At 55.5% G+C, this 24,125-nt stretch carries 18 protein-coding genes; 5 read left to right on the forward strand and 13 right to left on the reverse strand.

The annotated features are described in order from the left end of the window. Nucleotides 1–116: 116 nt before the first annotated feature. Nucleotides 117–941: a MurR/RpiR family transcriptional regulator gene (locus tag MX657_RS17965; RefSeq protein WP_119916231.1), complete on the forward strand. Its 825-nt coding sequence runs from the start codon at nt 117–119 to the stop codon at nt 939–941. Nucleotides 942–1,298: 357 nt separating this feature from the next. After that, nucleotides 1,299–2,408, forward strand: a complete 1,110-nt coding sequence (locus MX657_RS17970) for an SDR family oxidoreductase (protein WP_346806290.1) — start codon at nt 1,299–1,301, stop codon at nt 2,406–2,408. Nucleotides 2,409–2,461: 53 nt separating this feature from the next. Here the strand turns inward: MX657_RS17970 and eno are convergent, their stop codons facing one another. The 5 genes from eno to rlmD all read right to left on the reverse strand — a co-directional run bounded on the left by eno (nt 2,462) and on the right by rlmD (nt 10,144). Further along, nucleotides 2,462–3,760 (reverse strand): phosphopyruvate hydratase, encoded by a 1,299-nt coding sequence (gene eno / locus MX657_RS17975; protein WP_006811784.1) that lies wholly within the window; start codon nt 3,758–3,760, stop codon nt 2,462–2,464. Nucleotides 3,761–3,842: 82 nt separating this feature from the next. Then, nucleotides 3,843–5,480 (reverse strand): glutamine hydrolyzing CTP synthase, encoded by a 1,638-nt coding sequence (gene pyrG / locus MX657_RS17980; protein WP_080330130.1) that lies wholly within the window; start codon nt 5,478–5,480, stop codon nt 3,843–3,845. Nucleotides 5,481–5,703: 223 nt separating this feature from the next. Continuing rightward, complete coding sequence (gene mazG, locus MX657_RS17985) at nt 5,704–6,495, reverse strand: nucleoside triphosphate pyrophosphohydrolase (RefSeq protein WP_119916233.1); 792 nt, start codon at nt 6,493–6,495, stop codon at nt 5,704–5,706. Between the two features lie 67 nt (nt 6,496–6,562). Continuing rightward, nucleotides 6,563–8,794 (reverse strand): GTP diphosphokinase, encoded by a 2,232-nt coding sequence (gene relA / locus MX657_RS17990; protein WP_080330128.1) that lies wholly within the window; start codon nt 8,792–8,794, stop codon nt 6,563–6,565. A gap of 51 nt (nt 8,795–8,845) precedes the next feature. Next, a complete protein-coding gene (gene rlmD, locus MX657_RS17995; protein WP_346806293.1) occupies nt 8,846–10,144 on the reverse strand; it encodes a 23S rRNA (uracil(1939)-C(5))-methyltransferase RlmD in 1,299 nt (432 codons plus the stop codon). 57 nt (nt 10,145–10,201) lie between these two features. On the opposite strand from rlmD, the gene barA reads away from it, so the two are divergent. Then, on the forward strand, nt 10,202–12,961 hold the full coding sequence (gene barA / locus MX657_RS18000) for a two-component sensor histidine kinase BarA (protein ID WP_080330126.1): 2,760 nt from the start codon (nt 10,202–10,204) through the stop codon (nt 12,959–12,961). A gap of 89 nt (nt 12,962–13,050) precedes the next feature. On the opposite strand, the gene MX657_RS18005 is transcribed toward barA, so the two are convergent. The 8 genes from MX657_RS18005 to syd all read right to left on the reverse strand — a co-directional run bounded on the left by MX657_RS18005 (nt 13,051) and on the right by syd (nt 21,363). Then, entirely contained in the window at nt 13,051–14,190 is a 1,140-nt protein-coding gene (locus MX657_RS18005; RefSeq protein ID WP_119916235.1) for a glycerate kinase, read from the reverse strand. A 77-nt stretch (nt 14,191–14,267) separates the two neighbouring features. Next, nucleotides 14,268–15,605 carry a glucarate dehydratase gene (gene gudD / locus MX657_RS18010; protein WP_080330124.1) on the reverse strand — a complete coding sequence of 446 codons (1,338 nt, stop codon included), beginning with the start codon at nt 15,603–15,605 and terminating at the stop codon, nt 14,268–14,270. Between the two features lie 15 nt (nt 15,606–15,620). Further along, nucleotides 15,621–16,961 carry an enolase C-terminal domain-like protein gene (locus MX657_RS18015; protein ID WP_119916236.1) on the reverse strand — a complete coding sequence of 447 codons (1,341 nt, stop codon included), beginning with the start codon at nt 16,959–16,961 and terminating at the stop codon, nt 15,621–15,623. Next, a complete protein-coding gene (gene gudP, locus MX657_RS18020; RefSeq protein WP_080330122.1) occupies nt 16,961–18,316 on the reverse strand; it encodes a galactarate/glucarate/glycerate transporter GudP in 1,356 nt (451 codons plus the stop codon). Before gudP ends, MX657_RS18015 begins: the two co-directional genes overlap by 1 nt. Before the next feature lie 293 nt (nt 18,317–18,609). Continuing rightward, a complete protein-coding gene (locus MX657_RS18025; protein WP_080330121.1) occupies nt 18,610–19,059 on the reverse strand; it encodes a flavodoxin in 450 nt (149 codons plus the stop codon). A 24-nt stretch (nt 19,060–19,083) separates the two neighbouring features. Continuing rightward, the gene (gene truC, locus MX657_RS18030; RefSeq protein ID WP_346806295.1) at nt 19,084–19,860 is read right to left on the reverse strand and encodes a tRNA pseudouridine(65) synthase TruC; all 777 of its coding nucleotides are present in this window, start codon (nt 19,858–19,860) and stop codon (nt 19,084–19,086) included. Further along, a complete protein-coding gene (locus tag MX657_RS18035) occupies nt 19,857–20,186 on the reverse strand; it encodes a YqcC family protein (RefSeq protein ID WP_346806296.1) in 330 nt (109 codons plus the stop codon). The genes truC and MX657_RS18035 overlap by 4 nt, the downstream gene beginning before the upstream one ends. 631 nt (nt 20,187–20,817) lie before the next feature. Beyond that, nucleotides 20,818–21,363: a SecY-interacting protein gene (gene syd, locus MX657_RS18040; protein WP_080330118.1), complete on the reverse strand. Its 546-nt coding sequence runs from the start codon at nt 21,361–21,363 to the stop codon at nt 20,818–20,820. Nucleotides 21,364–21,432: 69 nt separating this feature from the next. Between syd and queF the strand changes: the two genes are divergently transcribed. Both queF and ppnN read left to right on the forward strand, forming a co-directional pair. Further along, on the forward strand, nt 21,433–22,275 hold the full coding sequence (queF, locus tag MX657_RS18045) for an NADPH-dependent 7-cyano-7-deazaguanine reductase QueF (protein ID WP_119916241.1): 843 nt from the start codon (nt 21,433–21,435) through the stop codon (nt 22,273–22,275). Nucleotides 22,276–22,390: 115 nt separating this feature from the next. Continuing rightward, nucleotides 22,391–23,755, forward strand: a complete 1,365-nt coding sequence (ppnN, locus tag MX657_RS18050) for a nucleotide 5'-monophosphate nucleosidase PpnN (RefSeq protein WP_080330116.1) — start codon at nt 22,391–22,393, stop codon at nt 23,753–23,755. Nucleotides 23,756–24,125 lie beyond the last annotated feature (370 nt).

The raw sequence follows: 24,125 nt of genomic DNA on the forward strand, positions 1-24,125 counted from the left end.
AATAGAGAAAATTATCATCAAAAACCAGGAGGACGATCATACTTTTTCAAAATGACTGGCATCCTTCCCCCGCTTTCCGCCACACTAGTCGCAGAGAAACGCATTAAGGATCGAGCATGTCAGACAATGAAAACCTGCTGCTGAAGCTACGCCAGGAGGCTTCCGGGTACAGCCCAACGCAACAAAAACTCGGTGAGTTTGTTCTCAGCGATCCTGCCCGGGTGCTCTACCTGACGATCACTGAACTGGCGCGCGAGAGCCACACCAGCGAGGCCAGCGTGACGCGTCTTTGCCGGACGCTGGGCTGCAAGGGTTATAACGAATTCAAAATGGCACTGGCGCTGGATATTCAGCAGAGCCAGCCCGCGCGTGAGACCGGGGATGAAATTGATACTGTGGTGGATGAGTCAGTGCAGGCTCTGCAGGATACCGCCAGGCTCCTTGACCGGTCACTGCTTGAAAAAGCCGCACTGGCGCTGCATCAGGCGCAGTCCGTGCAGATTTATGGCGTCGCGGCCAGCGCTATACTCGGCGAGTATCTGCATTACAAGCTGCTGCGACTGGGTAAACCCGCGCAGCTGTTTAGCGATATGCACTGCGCGGCCATGAACGCGACGACGCTTTCGGCAGAGACGCTGGTCGTGGCCATCTCCAGCTCCGGTTCAACGCGGGATCTCCTGCACGTGGTGAAGCTTGCCCGCAAGCGCGGCGTGAAGGTTCTGGCGCTCAGCAATACCCCGCGCAGCCCTCTCGCCTCCCTTAGCGATATGCTGCTGGTGGCCGCCAAGCCTGAAGGCCCGCTTAGCGCAGGGGCGCTTAATGCCAAAGTTGGGGTAATGCTGCTGGTCGAATTGCTGACCACTTCCCTGATTGCGCGAGATAGCCATTACGCTGACGTCAGCCAACAGACCGCCAGCGCGACGCTTCCTCTGTTGCTCTGAAAACATTCGCAGGCTAAATAAAATAGCCTGCGTTTAATCTCGTCCGATTTCACTTTAGTGGGGTTTAATTCATTTAGCGCATAAATGATTGGTGTAACAAAGTGTTTTATTAATTACATTTTGAATTACAGTTTCCGCCCTGACAGGAAAATAAAAAACATCATAAATTCAATAAATTGAAATATAATATTTATTAAATTGAATTTTTTCAGTTTCCGTAATGTCAAATATCTCCACCTGATTTTCTTTCCTTAAAATAAGCTTAAGACGCGGTCTGTACCGGCGTTTTATTATTTAAATACCGTTTACTTTTGCGCGCCTACAATCCGCCTCATCAATCATAATGAGACGGTATCAATGAAGATGTTATTGATTACAGGCGTGACCGGTTTTCTGGGCGGTGCAGTACTTGAAAAAATCCTGACCAGCGATCGACCCGTAAAAGTCCTTTTGCTTGCCCGTGCCGACGATCCGCAGGGCGGGCTGGCGCGCGTACAGGAGAACATGCGTAAGTTTAACGTTCCCGAGGAGAAACTGGCCTCCCTGAGCGTGGACAATATCCTCATCGGCGACCTCAGCCAGCCGGAGGCTTTTCTGAACGATCCGCGACTGAACCAGGTCACGCATGTCGTAAACTGTGCAGCTGTCGCGTCATTTGGCAATAACCCGCTGATCTGGAAGGTGAACGTAGAAGGCACCCTTGCGCTGGCGCGCCGCATGGAGCAGGTCGCAGGGCTGCAGCGTTTCCTGCACGTAGGCACCGCAATGTCATGCACGCCGGAGCAGGATTCGCTGGTCGCCGAAAGTGCGGAATTCAGAGAAAATGCTGAGCACCTGGTGGAATACACCTGGTCCAAGTCAACCATCGAACAACTGATGCGTCAGGAGTGTCCAAATCTGCCGCTGCTCATCGCCCGTCCGTCCATCGTCGTCGGCCATACCCGTCACGGCTGCACGCCGTCGAGCAGCATCTTCTGGGTCTTTAGCATGGGGCTGATGCTGCAAAAGTTTATGTGCTCAATGGAAGACAGGATCGACGTTGTGCCGGTGGATTATTGCGCCGATGCGCTGATAATGCTGCTGAGCAGCAACGCACGTTCAGGGGAAGTGGTCCATATCTCTGCCGGGGAAGAGAACAGCGTTCGCTTTGCGGATATCGATCAGGCGATGGCGCAGGCGCTGGAGAAAGCGCCCGTCGGCGATAAGTACGCGCAGGTGAGCTACGAAACGCTGGTCAGAATGCGTCGTGAACTGAAGTCTATTTTTGGCCCGTGCAATGAACGGCTGATGCTGAGAGCAATGCGTTTATACGGTGCCTTTGCCACGCTGAACGTGCGCTTCAGCAACGATAAACTGCTCAGCATGGGGATGCCAAAGCCACCTCGTTTTACGGATTATATCGCCCGCTGCGTGCAAACCACCCGGGGATTGAGTATCCCGGAACAGATGGCGGTCGATTTTAAATAGCCAAAAAAAATGCCAGTCATTTGACTGGCATTTTCATTTTAAGGCTTAAGCAATTATGCCTGGCCTTTGATCTCTTTACGACCGTTGTAAGGTGCTTTTTCGCCCAGCGCTTCTTCGATACGAATCAGCTGGTTGTATTTAGCAACACGGTCAGAACGGCTCATAGAACCGGTTTTGATCTGGCCAGCAGCGGTACCAACAGCCAGGTCAGCGATGGTAGCGTCTTCAGTTTCGCCAGAACGGTGAGAGATAACAGCGGTGTAGCCAGCGTCTTTCGCCATTTTGATCGCAGCCAGAGTTTCGGTCAGAGAACCGATCTGGTTGAATTTGATCAGGATGGAGTTAACGATGCCTTTCTCGATGCCTTCTTTCAGGATCTTGGTGTTGGTTACGAACAGATCGTCACCAACCAGCTGGATTTTGTCGCCCAGTACTTTAGTCTGGTATGCGAAACCATCCCAGTCAGACTCGTCCAGACCGTCTTCGATAGAAACGATTGGGTACTGTTTGGTCAGGTCTTCCAGGAAGTGAGTAAACTCTTCGGAGGTGAACGCTTTGTTGCCTTCGCCAGCCAGAACGTATTTACCGTCTTTGTAGAATTCAGATGCTGCACAGTCCATCGCCAGGGTGATGTCTTTGCCCAGCTCGTAGCCTGCTGCTTTAACCGCTTCAGCGATAACAGCCAGTGCTTCTGCGTTAGAACCCAGGTTTGGCGCGTAGCCACCTTCGTCACCAACAGCAGTGTTCATACCTTTAGCTTTCAGAACTTTAGCCAGGTTGTGGAACACTTCAGAACCCATACGAACCGCTTCTTTCAGGGTTTTCGCGCCAACTGGCTGAATCATGAATTCCTGAATATCAACGTTGTTGTCAGCGTGCTCACCACCGTTGATGATGTTCATCATTGGTACAGGCATAGAGTATTTGCCTGGGGTGCCGTTCAGTTCAGCGATGTGCTCGAACAGAGGCATACCTTTAGCAGCAGCTGCCGCTTTGGCGTTCGCCAGGGAAACGGCCAGGATTGCGTTCGCACCGAAGTTAGATTTGTTTTCAGTACCGTCCAGATCGATCATGATCTTGTCGATGCCAGCCTGATCTTTGGCATCTTTGCCAACGATAGCCTGAGCAATAGGACCGTTAACAGCGCCAACCGCTTTCAGTACGCCTTTGCCCATGAAACGGGATTTGTCGCCATCACGCAGTTCCAGCGCTTCGCGGGAACCCGTAGAAGCCCCTGATGGAGCAGCTGCCATACCGACGAAACCACCTTCCAGATGAACTTCGGCTTCAACGGTCGGGTTACCACGGGAGTCGATGATTTCACGACCGATGACTTTAACGATTTTGGACATTAGATTTTCCTCAGTACAAGTTAAACTAAAACTCCAGACAAACAACGCGTACCAAAGGTACGCGTTGCCGTTCTAACTTTTTTTACTTCGCCTGACGCTTCTGGTACTCGCTGGCGGCTTTCACAAAGCCTGCAAACAGCGGATGTCCATCACGCGGCGTTGAAGTAAATTCCGGGTGGAACTGGCAGGCAACAAACCACGGATGGTTTGGCACTTCAATGATCTCGACTAACTGATCATCCCCGGAGCGACCCGCAACACGCAGGCCTGCAGCTTCAATTTGTTTCAACAACATGTTGTTGACTTCATAGCGGTGACGATGACGCTCGGTGATGACCGGCTCGCCGTACAGCTGGCGAACCACGCTATCGTCGGACAGCTGGCAGGCCTGTGCGCCAAGACGCATAGTGCCACCCAGATCGCTCTTCTCGGTACGAACTTCGACGTTACCGTCTTCGTCACGCCATTCCGTAATCAGCGCCACTACAGGGTACTTACAGTCTGGCACAAATTCCGTAGAGTTCGCGTTTTCCATTCCCGCTACGTTGCGCGCAAATTCGATCAGCGCAACCTGCATACCCAGGCAGATGCCGAGGTATGGAATATTGTTTTCACGCGCATAGCGTGCAGTGGCGATCTTGCCTTCAACACCACGGTAGCCGAAACCGCCAGGGATGAGGATAGCATCCAGATCTTTCAGAATCTCAACGCCACGTGTTTCTACATCCTGCGAATCAATCAGCTTGATGTTCACGGAGACGCGGTTCTTCAGACCACCGTGCTTCAGCGCTTCGATAACGGACTTATAGGCGTCCGGCAGTTCGATGTACTTGCCGACCATACCGATAGTCACTTCGCCCGCCGGGTTCGCTTCTTCGTAAATAACCTGTTCCCATTCAGACAGGTTAGCTTCCGGACAGTTCAAGCTGAATCGTTTACAAATATAATCGTCCAGACCCTGTGATTTCAACAGGCCCGGGATTTTATAAATGGAATCGACATCTTTCATTGAAATAACGGCTTTTTCAGGCACGTTACAGAACAATGCAATTTTCGCACGTTCGTTCGCCGGAATGGCGCGATCGGAACGGCAAACCAGGATGTCAGGCTGAATACCGATAGAGAGCAGCTCTTTAACGGAGTGCTGGGTCGGTTTGGTTTTCACTTCACCTGCTGCCGCCATGTAAGGCACCAGCGTCAGGTGCATGAACAGCGCGTGTTCACGACCAATGTCTACCGCCAGCTGACGAATCGCTTCGAGGAACGGCAGGGATTCGATATCACCCACGGTACCGCCGATTTCAACCAGCACCACGTCATGCCCTTCGCCACCGGCAAGAACACGCTCTTTAATGGCGTTAGTGATGTGTGGGATAACCTGCACGGTCGCGCCCAGGTAATCACCACGGCGCTCTTTACGCAGAACGTCAGAGTAGATGCGGCCAGTCGTAAAGTTGTTACGACGGGTCATTTTGGTACGAATGAAACGCTCGTAGTGGCCAAGATCCAGATCGGTTTCAGCGCCGTCTTCAGTAACGAACACTTCCCCGTGTTGGGTTGGGCTCATGGTGCCAGGATCGACGTTGATGTACGGATCCAGTTTCATCATGGTCACATTGAGGCCACGGGCTTCAAGAATGGCTGCGAGGGAGGCTGCGGCAATGCCTTTACCCAGAGAGGATACGACCCCGCCGGTCACAAAAATATAGTTCGTTGTCATGCTGAACCTGAGAAGTTAGGGTGAAACGATGGAATAACCAGGACGGGAAAGTAGTATACCCGAACACGGCGAGCGCCACAAACTTTCATTCTCCGTCTCCATTCCAGGCCATGACAAACATAAGGAGTGAGAAAATAGCCCCTTTTGGGTAAATGTTTTTGACGCAAATCAAGCGCTTGTCATTTAAAAAATCACACAAATTGCGCTTGATCGCAAAATCTCGTTAGAGATCATGTTCCTGGCGTTTTACTTCCTGCCAGACTTCTTCCATCGCATCGAGGTCAATACCGCTCATTTCCAGGCCGCGCGAGGCCACAATCCGCTCAACTTCACGGAAGCGTCGTTCGAATTTCAGGTTGGCTTTTTGCAGGGCGGTTTCCGCTTTTACACCTAAATGGCGAGAAAGATTGACGGTGGCGAACAACAGATCGCCCATCTCTTCCTCCAGCTTTGCTTCATCCACAACCGCCTGCTGCGCTTCGTGCATCACTTCGTCGATCTCTTCATGCACTTTATCCAGAACCGGGCCCAGGGAGGTCCAGTCAAAACCCACGGCTGAGCAGCGTTTCTGGATTTTATGGGCGCGCATCAGCGCGGGCAGGCTCAGCGGGATGTCGTCCAGCGCCGAATGCTGGGACTTTTCTGCGCGCTCGGCGCTTTTAATCTGCTCCCAGCGGGCCAGAACCTCTGCGCTGTTCCCTGCTGTGGCATCGCCAAAGATATGCGGGTGGCGGCGCTCCAGCTTGTCGCTGATGGCGGCGCAGATATCGTCAAAGTTAAAGCGCCCTTCCTCCTGTGCCATCTGAGCGTAGAACACCACCTGGAACAGCAGATCGCCGAGTTCACCGCGCAGGTCGTCGAAATCCTCGCGTGAAATGGCGTCCAGCACCTCATAGGTCTCTTCGAGGGTATAAGGTGCGATGGTCGCGAAAGTCTGCTCTTTGTCCCACGGACAGCCGTTTTCCGGGTCGCGCAGGCGTTTCATGATGCCGAGCAGGCGGTCGATTTGAGTCATGGTTATGTCCTGATAAAAAAATGCCGGGTGGCGGCTTATGCCTTACCCGGCCTAAAAAAGAGTGTATTTAACCGCCGTGCAGACGACGCGCGTCAATCACATCCGGCACCTGGTTCAGTTTGCCAAGCACGCGGCCCAGCACCTGCAGGTTGTAGATTTCGATGGTCATATCAATGGTGGCAAGCTGCTCACGGGTATCGCTGCGGCTGGCGACGCCCAGCACATTGACCTTCTCATTGGCGAGAATAGTAGTGATGTCGCGCAGCAGGCCGCTACGGTCGTTGGCGGTGACGCGCACCACCAGCGAATAGCCAGCGGAGTAGCTTTCACCCCAGACGGCTTCCACGATACGTTCCGGCGCATGAGACTGAAGCTCAGCAAGCTGGTCGCAGTCCGACCGGTGGATGGAAATCCCGCGTCCCTGGGTGATAAAGCCGACGATGTCATCCCCCGGAATCGGCTGGCAGCAGCGGGCAATGTGGTGCATCAGATTACCCACGCCCTCGACCACCACGCGGCCGTTGTCTTTGCTGCGCTGCTGCGGCGCATAGGTTTTCTGCTGCAACTGCTTCAGCGCCGCCGCGTCCTGCTCTTCCGCGCTAGGCTTGTTGAACTGCGCCTGCAGGAAGTTGACCATCTGATTGAGACGGATGTCGCCGCCGCCAATGGCCGCTAACAGCTCGTCCAGCTCGTTGAAGTTGTAGCGCGGCAGCAGGAATTTCTCGGCCTCTTTCAGGCTGATGCCGATGTGCTCCAGCTCGTCGTCAAGGATCTGGCGACCGGCAAGGATATTTTTGTCACGATCCTGCTTGCGGAACCAGGCGTGAATTTTGGAGCGCCCACGGCTGGTGGTGACGTAACCCAGGTTAGGGTTAAGCCAGTCGCGGCTCGGGTTGGGCTGCTTCTGGGTGATGATTTCAATCTGGTCACCCATCTGCAGTTGATAGGTGAACGGCACGATACGCCCGCCAATTTTCGCCCCGATACAGCGGTGCCCCACGTCACTGTGGATGTGGTAAGCAAAATCGAGCGGCGTGGAGCCAGCCGGCAGGTCGACAACGTCCCCTTTCGGGGTAAAGACGTAGACGCGATCGTCAAAGACCTGGCTGCGCACCTCGTCAAGCATTTCGCCGGAATCGGCCATCTCTTCCTGCCACGCAATCAGCTTGCGCAGCCAGGCGATGCGGTCTTCATGGCCGGAGCGTGCCCCGCCGGAGGTGCCTTCTTTGTACTTCCAGTGCGCGGCCACGCCCAGCTCGGCGTCTTCATGCATCTGTTTAGTGCGGATCTGGATCTCGACGGTTTTGCCGCCGGGGCCAAGCACCACGGTATGAATAGACTGGTAGCCGTTTGGTTTGGGGTTCGCGACGTAGTCATCGAACTCATCCGGCAGGTGGCGGAAGTGCGTGTGTACTATCCCGAGCGCGGCGTAGCAGTCCTGGAGCCTCTCCGCAACGATACGCACGGCGCGCACGTCAAACAGCTCGTCAAAGGCGAGATGTTTCTTCTGCATTTTGCGCCAGATGCTGTAGATGTGTTTCGGACGACCGTAGACTTCAGCACGCACGTTCTCTTCTTTCATCGCCTGACGCAGGCCACCGACAAACTCGTCGATGTAGTGCTCGCGATCGATACGGCGTTCATGCAGGAGTTTGGCAATACGTTTATATTCCGCCGGATGCAGGTAGCGGAAGCAATAATCTTCCAGCTCCCATTTCAGTTGGCCAATGCCTAAGCGGTTCGCCAGCGGCGCATAGATGTTTGTACACTCTTTGGCGGCGAGTACGCGCTCGTCTTCCGGCGCATCCTTCACTTCACGCAGGTGGGCGATACGCTCGGCAAGCTTGATGACCACGCAGCGGAAATCATCCACCATGGCCAGCAGCATCCGGCGAACGTTATCAACCTGCTCAGAGGAGACGGAATCGGTATGCGCGGCTTTGAGCTGGCGGATAGCCGCCATATCGCGCACGCCGTGGATCAGCGCAACGACGGATTTCCCGACGCTGTCGCGCAGCACATCTTCGCTGACCACGTCCGCATCCGCGAGAGGGAACAGCAGCGCGGCCTGCAGCGTTTCGATGTCCATGTTCAGCATGGACAGGATTTCAACCATCTCCACGCCGCGCCACAGAAGGAGATCGGCATCCGGATGCCCCTGCGTGGTGCGCAGACAATAGGCCCAGGTTTCGGTTAAGCGTTCACACGACTGCTGGCTGGAAATTCCCAGACTTGCGATCCATTTTTGTGGGTCAAATTCCCCAGCTTTATTGAGATGTGCACTTCTTACCGCAACCATTGTCCTCTCCTTTAGGGACCAGGGCCTGTCGAAGTCGACAAGCCAAACAAATTAGATGTGCTCGAACAACACCATCGATTCCAGGTGTCCAGTGTGCGGGAACATGTCCAGCATTGCCAGACGCCGAATCTGGTAACCCGCGCTGATTAATGCCTCACTGTCCCGGGCAAGCGTTGCCGGGTTACAGGAAACATAGACCACACGCTCAGGCGCGAGTTTAATAATATGCTGCATCACGCCAGGTGCGCCTGCACGCGCCGGGTCGAGAAGGATTTTGTCAAAGCCCTGCTTTGCCCACGGCTGCCGGGTGACATCTTCCTCAAGATTTTGATGAAAGAACGTCACATTTTGCAAGCCGTTCTGTTGGGCGTTCTCCTGGCCTTTGGCTACCAGCGCCTCAACGCCTTCCACACCGACCACGCTTGCGGCTCTGCGCGCCAGCGGCAGAGTAAAATTGCCCATACCGCAGAACAGATCGAGTACCCGGTCAGTGGGCTTTACGTCAAGCCACGTCAGCGCTTTCTCAACCATCTGCTGGTTAACGCCATCATTCACCTGAATGAAATCCCGCGGGCTGAACGTTAAGCGTAGCCCGTCTGACGCATACCAGGGGGCTTCACCCGTTACCTGCTCAAGTATCTCGCTTTGCGGCGCGAGGAAAAGCGCAAGCTCATGAGAATGCGAAAAGCGTTCCAGTTTTTCGCGATCTTTCTTCGACAGCGGCGCGGTGTGGCGCAGCACCATCAGCGGGCCGTTGTTTGCCAGCACCAGTTCAACATGGCCCAATGCGCGCACCCCATCCAGCGATGCAAGACAGCGGTGCACGTCCGGAAGCAATGCTTCAAGCTGGTGCACCAAAATGGGGCACTGCTTTACATCAACAATATCGCTGGAGGCCGCTTTGCGAAAACCCATCTCCAGCCGCTCCGTTTTGGGCTGATAGCTCAGGCTCAGGCGCGCGCGGCGGCGATATCCCCAGGGCTCATCGGCGATAATCTCGTCAGCTTCGTGTTTGAGGAGACGCGCCAGCGCCCGGCTTTTACTTTTTTGCTGTAATTCTGTGCTCACATGCTGTTGCTGGCAGCCTCCGCACACGCCAAAATGTGGACAGCGGGGTTCCACGCGCTCCGGGCTATCGTTGAGGCGACGCTTCACATGCCCGCGCGCGTACTGGCGTTTGTCTTCCGTCAGCGTAATTTCTGCTCGTTCTCCTGGCAGCAAACCTGTTATAAACAGAGTCTTACCATTGTGACGAGCCACTCCCTGACCAAAAGGATCGAGGTCCGTGGCTTCAACAGTAATGATTTGACGCGTCGTCACGCGTCGCTTTGCAGAGTAGAATTGCGCCATCGCCGAGATTTTTCTCACATAAACATAATTCTCTTAATTGTCCCATAACGGAACGCCATGACCAACTACAGCCTGCGCGCGCGCATGATGATTTTGATCCTCGCCCCCACCGTTCTCATCGGTTTGCTGCTGAGTATCTTCTTTGTGGTGCACCGCTATAACGATTTGCAGCGGCAGCTTGAGGATGCAGGCGCCAGCATCATCGAACCGCTCGCCGTCTCCAGCGAGTACGGAATGAACCTGCAAAACCGCGAATCCATTGGGCAGTTGATCAGCGTACTCCACCGGCGCCACTCGGATATCGTCCGCGCCATTTCCGTCTACGACGAACATAATCGCCTGTTTGTCACCTCGAATTTTCATCTCGACCCGGCGGCTCTGAAGATCCCGGACGGTACGCCCTTCCCTCGCCATCTCACCGTCTTGCGGCGCGGCGATATCATGATCCTGCGCACGCCGATCGTGTCGGAAAGCTATTCACCGGATGAGTCTGCGCAATCCGACGCTAAATCCAGCGATAACATGCTGGGATATGTGGCGCTGGAGCTGGATCTCAAGTCGGTCCGGCTCCAGCAGTACAAAGAAATCTTCATCTCTGGCGTGATGATGCTGTTCTGCATTGGTATCGCACTGATCTTCGGCTGGCGTCTGATGCGCGACGTGACGGGCCCCATCCGCAATATGGTTAACACGGTTGACCGCATCCGCCGCGGACAGCTCGACAGCCGGGTGGAAGGGTTTATGCTGGGCGAGCTGGATATGCTGAAGAACGGCATCAACTCGATGGCGATGTCGCTGGCGGCGTACCATGAAGAGATGCAGCATAACGTTGACCAGGCCACCTCTGACCTGCGCGAAACGCTGGAGCAGATGGAGATCCAGAACGTTGAGCTGGATCTGGCGAAAAAGCGCGCGCAGGAGGCGGCGCGTATTAAGTCGGAATTCCTGGCCAATATGTCGCACGAGCTGCGTACGCCGCTCAATGGCGTGATCGGCTTCACCCGCCTGACGCTCAAAAGCGAGCTTAACCCGACCCAACGCGATCACCTGCACACCATTGAACGCTCGGCCAACAACCTGCTGGCGATCATTAACGACGTGCTGGACTTCTCCAAGCTGGAGGCTGGCAAGCTGATCCTGGAGAGCATTCCCTTCCCGCTGCGCAGTACGCTTGATGAGGTGGTGACGCTGCTCGCGCATTCGTCGCACGACAAGGGTCTTGAGCTGACGCTCAACATTAAAAACGACGTGCCGGATAACGTCATTGGCGATCCGCTGCGCCTGCAGCAGGTCATAACCAACCTTGTCGGGAATGCGATTAAATTCACCGAAAGCGGCAATATCGACATTCTGGTAGAAAAACGCGCGATCAGTAATAACAAGGTACAGATTGAGGTTCAGATCCGCGATACCGGCATCGGTATTCCTGAGCGCGATCAGTCGCGTCTGTTCCAGGCGTTCCGCCAGGCTGATGCCAGTATTTCCCGCCGTCATGGCGGTACCGGCCTGGGGCTGGTGATCACGCAAAGGCTGGTAAACGAGATGGGCGGCGATATCTCGTTCCACAGCCAGCCAAACCGTGGCTCAACCTTCTGGTTCCATATTAACCTCGACCTCAATCCAAACGTGCTGACCGACGGCCCGGTGACCGACTGCCTGAAAGGTAAGCGCCTGGCCTACGTCGAACCTAACGCGGCGGCGGCACAGTGCGCGCTGGATATCTTAAGTACCACGCCGCTGGAGGTGGTCTACAGCCCAACCTTCTCTGCGCTTGCCGTTGAGCACTATGACATTTTGCTGATGGGGATCCCGGTTACCTTCACCGGAGAACTGACTATGCAGCAGGAGCGCCTGGCGAAAGCCGCGTCGATGACGGACTATCTGCTGCTGGCGCTGCCCTGCCATGCCCAGCTCAATGCGGAGGAATTGAAGAATGATGGAGCGGCCGCGTGTCTGCTGAAACCGCTCACGGCAACCCGTCTCCTGCCCGCACTCACCGAGTTTTGCCTGCTGAGCCAGCATGCCCTGCCGCTGGTTAACGATGAGCAAAAACTGCCGATGAGCGTGATGGCGGTGGACGATAATCCGGCAAACCTGAAGCTTATTGGCGCGTTGCTTGAAGACCAGGTTCAGCATGTTGAGCTGTGCACCAGCGGCGCGCAGGCTGTTGAACAGGCTAAGCAGATGCAGTTCGATCTAATCCTGATGGATATTCAGATGCCAGGCATGGACGGCATTCGTGCCTGCGAGCTGATCCACCAGCTTCCGCATCAGCAGCAAACTCCGGTGATTGCGGTCACCGCGCATGCAATGGCAGGTCAGAAAGAGAAGCTGCTGAGCGCCGGGATGAATGATTATCTGGCGAAGCCAATCGACGAAGAGAAGCTTCATAACCTGCTGTTACGCTATAAGCCGGGGCATATTGGCGGGACGTACACGGTGTCCAGCGAGCCGGTTGAGCTCAGCGTCAATCAGAACGCGACCTTTGACTGGCAGCTTGCGCTGCGCCAGGCGGCTGGTAAAGCCGATTTAGCCCGTGACATGCTGCAGATGCTTGTCGCATTTCTGCCGGAAATTCGTAATAAGGTGGAAGAGCAACTGGTGGGCGAGAATCCGGAAGACCTGGTGGACGCTATCCACAAGCTGCACGGCAGCTGCGGCTACAGCGGCGTACCGCGGCTGAAAAATCTCTGCCAGCTGCTGGAACAGCAACTGCGCGCGGGGACGCCGGAATCGGAGCTTGAACCGGAGTTCCTGGAGCTGCTGGATGAGATGGATAACGTGACGCGGGAAGCGATGAAGGTGTTGGGGAGCTGAGGTAAAAGCCCGGTGGCGCTACGCTTACCGGGCCTACAGGTGCGCTAACGTAGGCCGGGTAAGGCGAAGCCACCACCCGGCAATCACGGTTAAAATGCCTGCCCTACTTTCAGCACCGCCGCGATATTCCTTGCGGCCATCTGTACATTCGCGCTGGCATTTTCCAGTGCGTCCTCCAGCGAGCAGATGGTGTAGATCACGCTAAACACCGCGTCTAAGCCGTGATCGTGTACCACACCAACATCTGCCGTCAGGCTACCCGCAATGCCGATAACGGGTTTGTTAAAGCGTTTCGCCACTTTCGCCACCCCCACCGGCACTTTGCCGTGGATCGTCTGACTGTCGATGCGACCTTCCCCCGTGATCACCAGATCCGCATCGGCCACCTGATCGGCCAGGCGAAGCGCATCGGTCACGATCTCAATGCCCTGGCGCAGCTGCGCGCCGCAGAAGGCGTATAGCGCCGCTCCCATTCCCCCCGCCGCGCCGCCGCCAGCGAGGTTCAGCACATCGATATCCAGATCCCGGGCAATGATCCGCGCATACTGTGCAAGCGCGTTGTCCAGGGTGACGATCATCTCGGGTGTAGCGCCCTTTTGCGGGCCAAAGACGGCTGACGCGCCATCCTTGCCGGTGAGCGGATTCGTCACATCACAGGCGACTTCAATCCGGCACTCCGCCAGCCGCGTGTCCAGCTCGCTCAGGTCAATACGCGCAAGTTTTCCCAGCTCGCCCCCGCCCTGCTTCAGCGGCTGTTCACTGGCATCCAGCAGCTTCGCACCCAGCGCCTGCACCATACCGGCGCCGCCGTCATTGGTGGCGCTGCCGCCGATACCGATAATGATATGCTTAACGCCCGCATCCAGCGCGTGGCGGATAAGTTCACCGGTGCCCCACGAAGTGGTTTTCAGGGGGTCGCGCTGCGAAGGTGCAACCAGCTCCAGACCGCTTGCCGCCGCCATTTCGATAAAGGCGCTTTGCTCGTCACCGGATATCCCATAAAACCCGTCCACGCGCTCGCCGAGGGGACCGGTCACCGGGACATGCACAATTCGCCCGCGGGTTGCCGCGATCATCGCCTCAACCGTACCTTCACCACCATCTGCGACCGGCAGTTTGACGTACTCCGCCTCGGGAAAAATCTCACGGAAACCACGCTCTATCGCTGTCGCAACCTCAAGCGCACTCAAACTTTCCTTATACGAGTCCGGTGCGATAACAATTTTCATAAGCCATCCTTACGCATAGTCGTTACGTTAAGCATACACCACGTAGAGAACCGCTCATGGGAGCGGTCCCAATGCGTTTATCGTACCATGCACGGACGTTTATTGTCGAATGTCCAGTCGGGGATCAGATACTGCATTGCCATCGCGTCGTCGCGCGCGCCCAGACCGTGTTTCTGATACAGCTCGTGTGCTTTCATTACCCGATCCATATCCAGCTCAACGCCCAGCCCCGGCGTGGACGGCACCTGCACCATGCCGCCTTTGATCTCAAACGGCTCTTTAGTGAGGCGCTGGTTCCCCTCCTGCCAGATCCAGTGCGTGTCGATTGCAGTAATCGTGCCCGGCGCAGCAGCGGCAACGTGCGTGAACATCGCCAGCGACACGTCGAAGTGGTTGTTAGAGTGTGAGCCCCAGGTCAGGCCAAATTCGTGGCACATTTGCGCCACGCGAACCGATCCCTGCATCGTCCAGAAGTGCGGATCCGCCAGCGGAATGTCCACGGACTGGAGGGATAAGGTATGTCCCATCTGACGCCAGTCGGTGGCGATCATATTCGTCGCTGTCGGCAGCCCTGTTGCACGACGGAATTCGGCCATGACTTCACGACCGGAGAAACCTTGCTCTGCCCCGCATGGATCTTCGGCGTAGGCCAGTACGCCCTTGAGCTGCTTACCAATTTTGATCGCCTCATCAAGCGACCACGCGCCGTTTGGATCCAGCGTGACGCGCGCCTGCGGGAAACGTTTTGCCAGCGCGGTAATGGCTTCGGCCTCTTCTTCTCCCGCCAGCACGCCGCCTTTCAGTTTGAAATCGTTAAAGCCATATTTTTCGTACGCGGCTTCCGCCAGGCGCACCACCGCATCCGGATTCATGGCTTCATCGTGACGAATACGATACCAGTCGCATGATTCATCCGGCTGGCTCTGGTACGGCAGCGGCGTCAGTTTGCGGTTGCCGACAAAGAACAGGTAGCCCAGCATTTCCACTTCCGTGCGCTGCTGTCCCTCGCCCAGCAGCGACGCAACGTTCACGCCCAGGTGCTGGCCCAGCAGATCGAGCATCGCGGCTTCAATGCCGGTGACCACGTGGATAGTGGTGCGCAAGTCGAAAGTTTGCAGACCCCGGCCAGCCGCATCGCGATCGGCGAAGGTGCTGCGCACGGTGTTGAGGATATTTTTGTACTCACCCAGCGTTTTGCCCACCACCAGCGGAATAGCATCTTCCAGCGTTTTGCGGATCTTCTCCCCGCCCGGAATTTCACCCACGCCGGTATGGCCGGAATTGTCTTTGATAATGACGATATTGCGGGTAAAGAACGGCGCATGCGCGCCGCTCAGGTTCATCAGCATGCTGTCATGACCCGCGACCGGAATGATTTGCATGGAGGTGACGACAGGGGTCGTAAAAGTACTCATCGTGTAATCCTTTTATCAGTGACGTCCAAAAACAGGGCGCTTACGGTCAAATGTCCAGCCGGGGATAAGGTACTGCATCGGGCCCGCGTCGTTACGCGCGCCGCCAGGTAGCTTTTTATACGCCTCATGCGCTTTATGGATCTGATCCCAGTCAAGCTCCACGCCCAGCCCCGGCGCATCCGGTACGGCAATGTTGCCGTTTTTGATCTCCAGCGGATTTTTCGTCAGGCGGGCTTCGCCTTCCTGCCAAATCCAGTGGGTGTCGATGGCGGTCGGGTTACCCGGCGCCGCCGCGCCAACGTGGGTAAACATCGCCAGCGAGATATCGAAATGGTTATTGGAGTGGCAGCCCCAGGTCAGGCCCCAGTCATTGCACAGCTGCGCCACGCGCACCGCGCCGGAGAGCGTCCAGAAATGCGGGTCTGCCAGCGGAATATCGACGGCGTTCAGCATCACCGCGTGGCCCATCTCGCGCCAGTTGGTGGCGATCATATTGGTCGCAACCGGTAGCCCGGTAGCGCGGCGGAATTCGGCCATCACCTCGCGGCCAGAGAAGCCCTGCTCGGCGCCGCACGGGTCTTCCGCGTAGGTCAGCACGTCTCCGAGATCTTTACACAGGCTAATCGCCTCATCCAGCAGCCATGCGCCGTTCGGGTCAACGGTGATGCGCGCCTCCGGGAAGCGTTTTTTCAGCATCCGGGCCGTTTCAATCTCCTGCTCGCCGGGCAGTACGCCGCCTTTAAGCTTGAAATCCTTAAAGCCGTAGCGATCCTGCGCGGCTTCCGCCAGGCGCACAACCGTCTCGCTGGACAGCGCCTCCTGGTGGCGCAGCTGATACCAGTCGTGAGCGCCCGGTGTGTGAGCCAGATACGGGAGATCGGTTTTATTGCGATCGCCAACGTAGAACAGATAGCCCAGCACGGTGACCGCCTCACGCTGTTTACCCGGCCCCAGCAGCTCGCAGACAGGCACATTCAGGGCTTTACCGAGCAGGTCCAGCAGAGCCGCCTCCAGGGCAGCAACGGCGTTGACGCGCAGTTCAAACGTCCAGGCACCTTTTCCAAACGTATCAAAATCAGCAGACTGATTACCCTTATGCACCCGCTGAACCACCTTGTTCAGACGTGCCACTTCCTGACCCACCACCTGCGGAATGGCATCAACCAGCGTCTGGTAGATCACCTCTCCGCCAGGAGCTTCACCCACCCCGGTATTGCCTGCGCTATCGGTCAGCACCACAATATTGCGGGTAAACCAGGCGTTGTGCGCGCCGCCGATATTGAGCAGCATGCTGTCCTGACCGGCCACCGGGATAACTTTCATTTCCGTGACGACGGGGCTTGATTGCGTTGTCATTATCCGCGCTCCACAACAGGTTTAAGTTCGACGCGCTTGATATCGCCCACCAGCACCAGGTAGCTCAGCACCGCCACCAGCGCATGTACCCCGACATAAATCAGCGCACCGTTAAAGGAGCCGGTGGTGCCGACGATGTAGCCGATAGCGATAGGCGTAACAATTCCTGAAACGTTGCCGAACATATTGAACAGACCGCCACTCAGGCCGCTGATCTCTTTTGGTGCCGTGTCCGCCATTACCGCCCAGCCCAGCGCGCCAATGCCTTTGCCAAAGAAGGCCATCGCCATAAAGCCGATAATCATCCACTCGGCGCTGACGTAGTTACAGAACACCATGGTCATGGAGAGCAGCATGCCGAGCACAATCGGCGTTTTACGCGCGATATTCAGCGAACCCGTACGGCGCATCAGCCAGTCGGAAATGACCCCGCCAAGCACGCCGCCGATGAAGCCGCAGATTGCCGGGACCGATGCGACAAACCCCGCTTTCAGGATCGACATGCCGCGCGCCTGCACCAGGTACACCGGGAACCACGTGATAAAGAAGTAGGTTAAGGCGTTGATACAGTACTGGCCGAGATAGATACCGATCATCATGCGTGAGCCAACGAGCTGTTTGATCTGAGCCCATTTCTGGCTGAACGGAACTTTTGCTTTCTCGGACTTCTGATCCATATTGATCAGCGCCCCGCCCTCGGCAATGTACTCAAGCTCTTTTTTGTTCACGCCGGGGTGTTGGTTTGGTTCGTGGATCACTTTCAGCCAGATAAAGCTGATGACGATCCCAAGCCCGCCCATGAAGAAGAAGACGTGCGACCAGCCCACCTCATGCGTCAGCCAGCCCATGATTGGCGCGAAGATGACCGTTGCAAAGTACTGTGCAGAGTTAAAAATCGCCACCGCCGTTCCCCTCTCCTGCGCCGGGAACCAGGCCGCGACAATGCGGCTGTTACCCGGGAAGGAAGGTGCTTCCGCCAGGCCCACCAGGAAGCGCAGCGTAAAGAGCGCCACGATGATGCCAAAACCGTTGAAGATATCGACGAAGCCCTGCAAAAGGGTAAAAGCAGACCAGATAAAAATGGACCAGAAATAGACGCGTTTAGAGCCAAAGCGGTCCAGCAGCCAGCCGCCAGGAATTTGCCCGATGACGTAGGCCCATGAGAATGCAGAGAAAACGTAACCCATGCCCACCGGATCAAGGCCGATATCTTTTGCCATTTCTGAACCGGCAATCGACAGCGTGGCGCGGTCACCATAGTTAAAGGATGTGACGATAAACAGCATCACCACTATCCAGTAGCGGGCATTGGTGCGCTTCTCAGCGCTGCTCGCTGCGTGGCTTAATGTACTCATTGTTGCACTCCTGAAACATAGCTTTCGCCTGGTTCATTCTGTACAGCACCGGTAGGGTAATCAGAATGAGATTAGTTTTGTCGTTTTGGTACGGCCTGAAGCCGTTTTATAGTGACCGGAAAAGTATATGAAGGAGTGACGCGTTCTCTCACCGTGCAAAAACACAACATTGAAGGGGGTGGGGAACGTGGTTTGGGGCATAAGCCCAAAGTATTGGAAGATACTTCACGGAATTGAGGATTGGATGCGGCTTTGTTGCCGGGCGGCGGCTACGCCTTACCCGGCCTACGAAACTATTTAAGAAGCGTTGCCCAGTGTTCAACCCACGGGTTCGACTCGCTCTCGGGTTCAGGATGCTCACCCGCATCAATCAGCAGCATCTCGCCGACGCGCTGGGCGCTCTGTTCCTGCAACAGCGCATCAAACTGCTTACCGCCGCCGCAGAAGTTGGCATAAGAGCTATCGCCCAGGGCAATGATGCCGTAGTGAACGTCTGGCTGGTAGCCAAGCTGGTCTTTAATGCCCAGGAACAGCGGCATGATGCTGTCCGGGAGATCGCCCTGCCCGGTGGTGGAGGTCACCACCAGAATGTATTTATCTTTATACTTTTCCCAGTCCGCCAGCTCCGGGTCTTCATAAACCGTGGCTTTATGACCCTGGCTTGCCAAAATCGACTCAGCCTCTTCCGCTACCAGCAGCGAGTTGCCGTACATTGTACCGACAAAAATGCCTACTTCAGCCATGATATTTTCCCATAATGAATGCGCTTACTGTTCATCCTGAACGTTGCCTGTTACAAACTCAACCCTTTCATTTTCGGGGAGTTGTCCCAGCCAGCCAAACTGTGACAGCGCCTGCATCCAGACGTCGTCCAGCCCCGCACGGATAGTCAGATATTCACCGGTAAAAGGATGATTCAGACTAAGTTCGCTGGCGTGCAGCATCAGCCGGTTACAGCCGAAGTGCTCTGCCGCGCTGCGGTTCTGGCGCAGATCGCCGTGCTTGCTGTCGCCAATAATCGGGTGGCGCAGGTGTGCAAGGTGGCGGCGCAGCTGGTGTTTACGCCCGGTTTTAGGCAAAAGCTCAACCAGGCTATAGCGCGTGGTGGGAAATTTGCTGGTTGCCACCGGCATTTCCGTGGTCGCCATACCGCGATAATCCGTCACCGCGGGCTGCGGGCCTTTATCATCGCGGGCAAATTTGTCGGCAATTTTGTCCAGCTCTTCCACCAGCGGATAGTCCAGTGTGGCGGATTCGGTCAGCCAGCCACGGACGATCGCGTGGTAGCGCTTCTGGATTTGATGCTGCTCGAATTGCTGCGCCAGCAAGCGGCCAGCTTCGCTGGAAAGCCCCATCAGCAGCACGCCGGAAGTCGGTCTGTCGAGGCGGTGCGCGGTAAACACATGCTGACCAATCTGGTCGCGCACGGTTTGCATCACCACCACTTTCTCATCACGATCCAGCCAGCTGCGGTGCACCAGCCAGCCAGACGGTTTATTCACCGCCACCAGCCACTCGTCCTGATAGAGGATCTCAAGCGTCATGCATCTTCACCGGCAAACAGCGCGTCCAGTTTTTCCAGCTCAACCAACATCACATCGCGAGCAGGGTGCGTCGCCTCAAGCGCCATTACATAATAGGGAGAGACAGCAAACGCCTGCGGCAGCGGGTGCCCCCCTTCCAGCAGGGCGTGCATGCGCGGAATTAATACCCACTGGAGCCACTCGAACGGTGCCAGCGTGTCCAGACAGAATGGCTGGGTACTGGCGAACGCTTCCGGCTTCGGCGCGGTCTCCTGCCACAGCTGATGCTGGCGCAAAAGGGCTTCGATGGCGTGCAACTGAGCACGAACGCTATCGTGTTGCGTCATAGTAACCTCAACTGAAAAAGTGAACGGCGCGCAGCATAGCATTGCGGAAGGCAGAAATAAAAAAAGGGAGCACTGTAAAAACAGTGCTCCCGGTTCGTTTCGCAGCATTCCAGCTACAATTCGTGCTCCCTGCTCATCCGTGACAACTTTTCCTGATGCCCGAAGGCCTGGTCATCCGTCTACCTTTTGCATCCTGCACACATCTTCCTGACGTGTTTGTTTCATCCTGAAACGTCCTGGCCTTCCTGACCCACCGACCATCCTGACCGGCTCTCGTTCTCCTTCCTGGAGGTGTCCCTTACGCATCCTGCGTTATCCTTTTGCTTCATCCTGAAGCCTTCCTGCAGCGCCATCCTGACGTGTCCTGAGTAAGAAACGCTATCATCCTGATGTTCGTTTCTCGTGTCGGCGTCCTGTCGACGGAGATAGAATCCGCTATTCCGCTTCGTCTTACAACCCACCCTGCGAGCACTGTAAGCCGTAAGAAATCCCCCAATAAAAGGCGATGAACAACTAATTCATTGAAAAACAGAGTGATATTAATCTCAATTAAATGAGGCAATACTGAATGTTCCAGCGATCTCTCACAAACTGTGTAAGAGATCTCTCACACGCGCCATAGCATCATGGATTACAGAAGTGGCTCAAGTCGGGTAAGGAAATCCGCAAGGGAGGGGGCGAGAATCTCGCGATTGCGGGTGCCGAGAGTCTCTTTAATCACTTCTCCGGACAGGTTGCAGACGGATATCACATCCAGTTCGCTGTCCAGCGTGGCGATAAAGAGCGTCGGAGAAAGCTTAAGGCGCTTTTGCGTGACCAGATGACCAATGAGGTTTTCCTGAACTCGCTGCAGATCGTCTTCACTCCAGGTCTGCAACAGCGTCAGCGTCATATCAGCAAAGCGCGCAGGCATATCCCCTGCCAGCTGCGTGGTATAAAACGCATGAACCGCTGGTTGTACCACAATGTCCATTGCCCGTTCAACCGCATTTACATTCTGCTCGCCGCCGAAAGGTTTTGGCTGCCAGATAACGTAATCGTCAACTGAAGAAATAATGCATGGCGATGGGACGCCGTATAAATCAGCGCTTTGCGGCCATGTCCCGTGCTTTTCATGCCATGCGTCGCAATAACGGGTGGTGAAGGAAGTAAGGGCATTTGCGGTTTCGATGTCCACCGATTTCTCTCTTCTTGTAAGACAGGATAAACTCAGCCCATAAGTGTACCTGTAAAGTGGCTATGAAACATGTCTTACGAAAATCATCAGGCGTTAACCGGCTTAACGCTGGGTAAATCGACCGATTACCGCGACACCTACGATGCAAGCCTGCTGCAGGGTGTGCCGCGCAGCCTGAATCGCGATCCGCTGGGCCTGCACGCGGGCGCGCTGCCGTTCGTGGGCGGCGATATCTGGACGCTGTATGAACTCTCGTGGCTCAACGCGCGAGGCCTGCCGCAGGTAGCGGTCGGCCACGTTGAGCTGGATTACGCCAGCCAGAATCTGGTGGAATCCAAAAGCTTCAAGCTTTATCTCAACAGCTTTAACCAGACCAAATTCAACAGCTGGGACGATGTTCAGCAGACGCTGGAGCGCGATTTAACCGCCTGTGCACAAGGCAAGGTGAGCGTTTCGCTGTATCGCCTGCACGAGCTGGAGGGGCAGCCGATTGCCCACTTCCACGGGACCTGCATCGACGATCAGGACATCGAGGTGGAGAATTATGAATTCAGCGCCGATTACCTCGAAAACGCGGCGAGCGGAAAGGTCGTCGAAGAGACGCTGGTCAGCCATCTGCTGAAGTCCAACTGCCTGATCACCCACCAGCCGGACTGGGGTTCGGTGCAAATCCAGTATCGCGGCCCGAAAATCGATCGGGAAAAGCTGCTGCGCTATCTGGTGTCGTTCCGCCATCACAATGAATTCCACGAGCAGTGCGTGGAGCGCATTTTTAACGATATTCAGCGTTTCTGCCAGCCAGAGACGCTGAGCGTTTACGCGCGCTATACCCGCCGCGGCGGGCTGGACATTAACCCGTGGCGCACCAACACCGATTTTGTGCCAGCAACGGGACGGCTGGTGCGTCAATAATATAAATATTTTCACAATATGCGCGGTATCTTCCGCGCTTTAGGTTGTGAAACGTCACACGCCAGGGCTATTGTAATCAAAGGGAATGACGATAATCGTCCCATAAGGAGCTCACTTGATTACACACATTAGCCCGCTTGGCTCAATGGATATGTTGTCGCAGCTGGAAGTGGACATGCTTAAACGCACGGCCAGCAGCGATCTTTATCAATTGTTTCGTAACTGTTCACTTGCCGTCCTGAACTCCGGAAGCCTGACCGATAACAGTAAAGAACTGCTGTCCCGCTTCGAAAGCTTCGATATCAACGTGCTGCGCCGCGAGCGTGGCGTGAAACTGGAAGTGATCAACCCGCCGGAAGAGGCCTTTGTCGACGGGCGCATTATTCGCTCCCTGCAGGCCAACCTGTTTGCCGTCCTGCGCGACATCCTGTTTGTTAACGGGCAGATCCACAATGCAGGCCGCTTCCAGCATCTCGATCTTGAAAGCTCCGTTCATATCACCAACCTGGTGTTCTCTATTCTGCGCAACGCCCGCGCCCTGCACGTTGGCGAAGCACCAAACATGGTCGTCTGCTGGGGCGGCCACTCGATTAACGAAACCGAATATCTCTATGCCCGTCGGGTCGGAACGCAGCTTGGCCTGCGCGAGCTGAATATCTGTACCGGCTGTGGTCCGGGTGCAATGGAAGCACCAATGAAAGGTGCGGCAGTCGGTCACGCGCAGCAGCGTTACAAAGAGGGACGGTTTATCGGCATGACCGAGCCGTCCATCATCGCCGCTGAGCCACCTAACCCGCTGGTTAACGAGCTGATTATCATGCCGGATATCGAAAAACGTCTTGAAGCGTTTGTCCGTATCGCTCATGGCATCATCATCTTCCCGGGCGGCGTGGGAACGGCGGAAGAGCTGCTCTATCTGCTGGGTATTTTGATGAACCCGGCCAACAAAGATCAGGTTCTGCCGCTGATCCTTACCGGGCCGAAAGAGAGCGCCGACTACTTCCGCGTGCTGGACGAGTTTATCGTGCATACGCTGGGGGAGAACGCGCGTCGCCATTACCGCATTATCATTGACGACGCGGCGGAAGTGGCGCGTCAGATGAAAAAAGCGATGCCGCTGGTGAAAGAGAACCGTCGTGATACCGGCGATGCTTACAGCTTCAACTGGTCAATTCGTATTGCGCCTGACCTGCAGATCCCGTTCGAGCCTACCCATGAAAATATGGCGAACCTCAAGCTTTACCCGGACCAGCCGGTGGAAGTGCTGGCCGCCGACCTGCGCCGCGCCTTCTCAGGAATTGTGGCGGGGAACGTTAAGGAGATGGGCATCCGCGCAATCGAACAATATGGTCCGTACAAGATCCACGGCGACCCGGAGATGATGCGCCGCATGGACGACATGCTGCAGGGCTTTGTGGCACAACACCGCATGAAGCTTCCAGGTTCAGCCTACATTCCGTGCTACGAAATCTGTACGTAACGCTCCGCTTCTTCCCTTCTAAGCCGGGCCGCGCTGTTGTGCGTCCCGGCTTTTTTATTACGGAATCAATTCATAGATATTGCTTATGTCTTTTGCAATCTCGCCCTTAACGCAAACGATTACTTCGATTTTACAACCGTAAATTATCAGCCTTAATCTAAATTACCCGCCAGAAAATCCTAAAAAGCCATTTCTTTACAGCGAAAGACACCTATCTCACGGGCCGCTCTTTTAGCTCACATGTCGTTGGTGGTAGCCTTCGCGCCCGTAAATTCTCTTTGATGTTTTTTTAACAGATAAATGGTCTAAAGATGCCCACATCATAAGTGGATTATTGCATTTGGGATCACGATCACTGATAGATTCATAA

The sequence above is a fragment of the Enterobacter chuandaensis genome, from assembly GCF_039718975.1.
Taxonomy (GTDB): Bacteria; Pseudomonadota; Gammaproteobacteria; order Enterobacterales; family Enterobacteriaceae; genus Enterobacter; species Enterobacter chuandaensis.

Bases quoted from the DNA above. Each gene is read 5' to 3' on its own strand.
- MX657_RS18005 (WP_119916235.1), bottom strand. From the start codon at position 14,190: ATGAAAATTGTTATCGCACCGGACTCGTATAAGGAAAGTTTGAGTGCG.
- barA (WP_080330126.1), top strand. From the start codon at position 10,202: ATGACCAACTACAGCCTGCGCGCGCGCATGATGATTTTGATCCTCGCC.
- gudP (WP_080330122.1), bottom strand. From the start codon at position 18,316: ATGAGTACATTAAGCCACGCAGCGAGCAGCGCTGAGAAGCGCACCAAT.
- MX657_RS17965 (WP_119916231.1), top strand. From the start codon at position 117: ATGTCAGACAATGAAAACCTGCTGCTGAAGCTACGCCAGGAGGCTTCC.
- relA (WP_080330128.1), bottom strand. From the start codon at position 8,794: ATGGTTGCGGTAAGAAGTGCACATCTCAATAAAGCTGGGGAATTTGAC.
- eno (WP_006811784.1), bottom strand. From the start codon at position 3,760: ATGTCCAAAATCGTTAAAGTCATCGGTCGTGAAATCATCGACTCCCGT.
- MX657_RS18015 (WP_119916236.1), bottom strand. From the start codon at position 16,961: ATGACAACGCAATCAAGCCCCGTCGTCACGGAAATGAAAGTTATCCCG.
- MX657_RS17970 (WP_346806290.1), top strand. From the start codon at position 1,299: ATGAAGATGTTATTGATTACAGGCGTGACCGGTTTTCTGGGCGGTGCA.
- mazG (WP_119916233.1), bottom strand. From the start codon at position 6,495: ATGACTCAAATCGACCGCCTGCTCGGCATCATGAAACGCCTGCGCGAC.
- pyrG (WP_080330130.1), bottom strand. From the start codon at position 5,480: ATGACAACGAACTATATTTTTGTGACCGGCGGGGTCGTATCCTCTCTG.
- MX657_RS18025 (WP_080330121.1), bottom strand. From the start codon at position 19,059: ATGGCTGAAGTAGGCATTTTTGTCGGTACAATGTACGGCAACTCGCTG.
- queF (WP_119916241.1), top strand. From the start codon at position 21,433: ATGTCTTACGAAAATCATCAGGCGTTAACCGGCTTAACGCTGGGTAAA.
- MX657_RS18035 (WP_346806296.1), bottom strand. From the start codon at position 20,186: ATGACGCAACACGATAGCGTTCGTGCTCAGTTGCACGCCATCGAAGCC.
- gudD (WP_080330124.1), bottom strand. From the start codon at position 15,605: ATGAGTACTTTTACGACCCCTGTCGTCACCTCCATGCAAATCATTCCG.
- truC (WP_346806295.1), bottom strand. From the start codon at position 19,860: ATGACGCTTGAGATCCTCTATCAGGACGAGTGGCTGGTGGCGGTGAAT.
- rlmD (WP_346806293.1), bottom strand. From the start codon at position 10,144: ATGGCGCAATTCTACTCTGCAAAGCGACGCGTGACGACGCGTCAAATC.